Annotated in this window: 1 protein-coding gene; it reads left to right on the top strand. The window is 65.6% G+C overall.

The annotated features are described in order from the left end of the window. Positions 1-570: IS256 family transposase (locus QQK25_RS23545; protein WP_284190129.1), on the top strand; the 570-nt coding region annotated here is incomplete at both ends.

Here is a 570-nt window from a genome sequence, read left to right on the forward strand (position 1 = left end):
GCAAGGCGGTGTTCCTGGCGCTGGGCGTGCGCCCGGACGGCAGCCGGGACATCCTGGGCCTGTGGATCGAGCAGACCGAAGGGGCGAAGTTCTGGCTCAAGGTCTTCAACGACCTGAAGCTGCGCGGCTGCGAGGACATCCTGATCGCCGTCACCGACGGGTTGAAGGGCATGGCCGAGGCGCTGGAGGCGGTGTATCCGCGCACGACGCTGCAGACGTGCATCGTGCATTTGCTGCGCAACAGCCTGAGCTATGCGGGCTACAAGGAACGCAAGGGGCTCGCCGAGGCCCTCAAACCGATCTACCAGGCGGTGAGCACCGAGGCAGCCGAGGCGGCACTGGAGGCGTTTGCAGAAGGGGAATGGGGCCAGCGCTTCCCGACCATCACGCTGTCGTGGCGCCGGGCGTGGGAGCAGGTGATCCCGTTCTTCGCGTTTCCGACGGAGGTGCGCCGGGTGATCTACACCACCAATGCCATCGAGAGTCTGAATGCGCGGGTGCGCAAGATCATCAAGACCCGGGGCCATTTCCCGACGGACGAGGCGGCGACCAAATTGATCTGGCTGGCGC

This window comes from Zoogloea oryzae, from assembly GCF_030161255.1.
GTDB lineage: Bacteria > Pseudomonadota > Gammaproteobacteria > Burkholderiales > Rhodocyclaceae > Zoogloea > Zoogloea oryzae.